The sequence below is a fragment of the Saccharomonospora halophila 8 genome (assembly GCF_000383775.1).
GTDB lineage: Bacteria > Actinomycetota > Actinomycetes > Mycobacteriales > Pseudonocardiaceae > Saccharomonospora > Saccharomonospora halophila.
This window is the reverse complement of sequence record NZ_KB912555.1, coordinates 13,519-16,829: the sequence shown is the minus strand read 5'-3', so window position 1 is coordinate 16,829 and position 3,311 is coordinate 13,519. Positions and strand designations below refer to the sequence as shown.

The following is a 3,311-nucleotide window of genomic DNA, read 5'->3' as shown; positions in this document are numbered from 1 at the left end:
CGGCTCTCCGCCCGCTCCGCCCTCGCCGACCGCACCGCGGTCGTGAGCGCGGTCCCGACCAGTGCGAGCAACGCGACGTGGACCACCGCCACCACGGGTGCCGGGGCGCGCAGCACGTCGAGCAGCGGCCGGGCGTTGACGAGCACGATCAGACCGCCCGCGGCGGTACCGAGCAACCGGGGCGGGATCCGGCGGACCAGCACGGCACCGATCGGGGCGGCCAGCATCCCGCCGACCAGCAGGCCCAGCACCACGGCGAAGTTCATGCCGTGCAGGGACAGCGCCACGAGGAAGGCCAGGCTCGCCGCGAGCGTCACCACGAACTCGGCCGCCTGCACGGAGCCGACGACCTTGCGGGGCTCCAGCCGCCCGCTCGACAGCAGCGTCGTGGTGGCCACCGGCCCCCACCCGCCGCCACCGGCCGCGTCGACGAACCCCGCGACCAGCCCGAGTGGGGCGAGGAAGCGGGCGCCGGGGCGCCGTTCGGTGATCAGCCTGCCCAGGCGGAGGAACGCGAACCGCACCAGCACGTACAGCCCGAGCAGGGAGAGGATCACGGTGATCCAGCCGGTCGCGAGCCCGACCGGCAGGGCGACCAGCACGACCGCGCCGACCACCGCGCCCACGGCGCCCGGCCCGGCGAGGATCCCGACCGTGCGCCAGTCGACGTTGGCCAGCCGCCAGTGCGACACGCCGGAGGCCAGCGACGTGCCGACCTGCGCGAAATGCGCCGACGCCGACGCGAGCGCGGGGGCGGTGCCGAGTGCGACCAACGCGGTGGTCGACGTCATGCCGTACCCCATGCCCAGCGTGCCGGAGACGAACTGGGCACCGAACCCGGCCAGCGCGACCAGCAGGAGCGTGGCCATGCCGCGGGCCGCCTAGAGGATCGGGGCGGGCGTGTAGGCCGCGGCGTCCGGGAACCGGCGCACGATCCCGGCCACCCGGCCCGCCACGCTCTCCACCTGGTCGGCCGCGGTGCCGGTGAACGACAACCGGTCGTCGAGCAGCGCGGTCAGGTCGTCCGCCTCCAGCGGGATGCGCGCGTCGGCGGCGAGGCGCTCGACGAGGTCGTTGTCGGCCTGCCCCCGTTCCCGCATGTCGAGCGCGACCGCCACGGCGTGCTCACGGATCACCTCGTGGGCGGTCTCCCGGCCGACGCCCGCGCGCACCGCCGCCATCAGCACCTTGGTCGTCGCCAAAAACGGCAGGTAGCGGGCCAGCTCCCGGTCCACGACGGCCGGGAAGGCACCGAACTCGTCCAGCACGGTCGCGAACGTCTCCAGCAGGCCGTCGAGGGCGAAGAAGGCGTCCGGCAGCGCGACCCGGCGCACCACCGAGTCGGAGACGTCCCCCTCGTTCCACTGGTCGCCCGCCAGCTCGCCGACCATCGACAGGTGCCCGCGGAGCACCACGGCGAGCCCGTTCACCCGCTCGCAGGAGCGCGTGTTCATCTTGTGCGGCATCGCGGACGACCCGACCTGCCCCGGGCGGAACCCCTCGGTCACCAGCTCGTGCCCGGCCATCAGCCGGATCGTGGTGGCCAGACTGGACGGCGCCGCCGCCACCTGCACGAGGGTGGAGACCACGTCGAAGTCGAGCGAACGGGGATACACCTGCCCGACGCTGGTCAGGACCTCGTCGAAGCCGAGGTGGTCGGCCACCCGGCGTTCCAGTTCGGCCAGCCGCGAGGCGTCGCCGAGCAGGTCGAGCATGTCCTGCGCGGTGCCCACCGGCCCCTTGATCCCGCGCAACGGGTAGCGGGCGATCAGCTCCTCCAGCCGCGTGAACGCCACCAGCAGTTCGTCGGCGGCCGTGGCGAACCGCTTGCCCAGCGTGGTGGCCTGCGCGGCCACGTTGTGCGAGCGGCCCGCGAGCACGAGCCCCCCGTGCTCGGTGGCGAGCGTGGCCAACCGGGACAGCACCGCCACCACCCGGTCCCGGACCAGCTCCAACGCGGCCCGCGCCTGCAGCTGCTCGACGTTCTCGGTGAGGTCGCGGGAGGTCATCCCCTTGTGCACGTGCTCGTGTCCGGCCAGCGCGTTGAACTCCTCGATGCGCGCCTTCACGTCGTGCCTGCTCACCCGCTCACGGGCGGCGATCGAGTCGAGATCGACGGTGTCCCGGACCCGCCGATAGTCCTCCAGCACGCCGTCGGGCACCGCGATGCCGAGGTCACGCTGGGCGGCGAGCACGGCGATCCACAGGTCGCGTTCGAGGCGGACCTTGTGTTCGGGGGAGAACAACCGCACCAGCTCGGCCGAGGCGTAGCGGGCGGCGAGCACGTTCGGGATTCGGGGCTTGTCCGTCACGTGCTCAGGCTAGCCAGGGGCCGGTCCCCGTACGCCCCGCAGGGTGGTCACCGGGCCGGGCCCGGGCCCCGGGCCCCCGGGCCCGCCCACACCGGAAGGACCGTCCGTGCCGATCACCCCGGGGCGTCGGAACCGCCCAGGACCTCGCGCAACACGCGGGCCGCGGCCGCGCGGGGGTCCGGGTCGACCTCGATCAGCGCGTTGACGACGGCGCCGTCCACCAGGGCGATGAGGCGTTCGAGCCGCTCGGCGTCGACGTCGAACCCGGACCGTGTGAGGCTCTCGGTCAGCAACTCCCGCAGCTGGACCGCCAGCGTGCGCATCAGAGGCCGCAGGTGCGGTCGCCGCCCGGTACCGACCAGTCGTTCGTAGCGCAGCACCACGGCCTCGTGCTGGGGATCCGTCCCGAGCAGCTGGTCGAGCACCAGCTCGACCACGGTGTCCACGTTGCGCTGTTCGGTGCCGAGGCGGGCGAGCCGCTCGCGCCCCCGGGCCAGATCGCGGCGGCCGACGTGTTCGGTGGCGGCGTACACGAGGTCGTCGAGCGAGTCGAAGTAGTAGGTGGTCGAGGCCAGCGGCAGTCCGGCCCGTTCGGCGACCGCGCGGTGGCGGACCGCGCCGAAGCCACCCTCCACCAGCAGCTCGGCGGCCGCGGCGACGAGAGCGGCGCGCCGACGCTCACCCTTCGGCGTACTCGCTGCGGTGGTCATGTCCGGTCAGTCTGCCACCCGGTACCGCGCGCGACGTCGGCTCGTCCGGGCCATTCTCCTCGCCCTGCCGTGCCCGGGCACCGCACGCGCTCACCGGGTCACCGACTCGGCCACCGTCTGCGCGACGGCGTCGAGTCGCGGACCGGTGTCCGGCCCCCGGTCACCACCGTGGCCGGTGGGGGTGCGCAGGACGACCACCAGCGTCCCGTCCCCGGTGCGGTGCTCGGCGACGTCGGTACCCGCCGACCGCTCCGGCAGCCGGACCCCGTCGTCGGGCGGCACCAGCACC

Annotated in this window: 4 protein-coding genes; all 4 read right to left on the bottom strand. The window is 74.1% G+C overall.

Annotated elements, in window-relative coordinates; genetic code table 11:
• Positions 1 to 869, bottom strand: an 869-nt coding sequence (locus SACHA_RS0111970) for a sulfite exporter TauE/SafE family protein (protein WP_019809991.1), incomplete at its 3' end; no start/stop codon positions are given.
• 12 nt (positions 870 to 881) lie between these two features.
• Positions 882 to 2,312 (bottom strand): adenylosuccinate lyase, encoded by a 1,431-nt coding sequence (gene purB / locus SACHA_RS0111965; RefSeq protein ID WP_019809990.1) that lies wholly within the window; start codon positions 2,310 to 2,312, stop codon positions 882 to 884.
• A 113-nt stretch (positions 2,313 to 2,425) separates the two neighbouring features.
• The gene (locus tag SACHA_RS0111960; RefSeq protein WP_019809989.1) at positions 2,426 to 3,022 is read right to left on the bottom strand and encodes a TetR/AcrR family transcriptional regulator; all 597 of its coding nucleotides are present in this window, start codon (positions 3,020 to 3,022) and stop codon (positions 2,426 to 2,428) included.
• A gap of 90 nt (positions 3,023 to 3,112) precedes the next feature.
• On the bottom strand, positions 3,113 to 3,311 hold a 199-nt coding region (locus SACHA_RS25395), incomplete at its 5' end, for a hypothetical protein (protein WP_198010137.1).

Coding starts and splice junctions, on each gene's coding strand:
- SACHA_RS0111960 (WP_019809989.1), bottom strand. CDS start 3,022: ATGACCACCGCAGCGAGTACGCCGAAGGGTGAGCGTCGGCGCGCCGCT.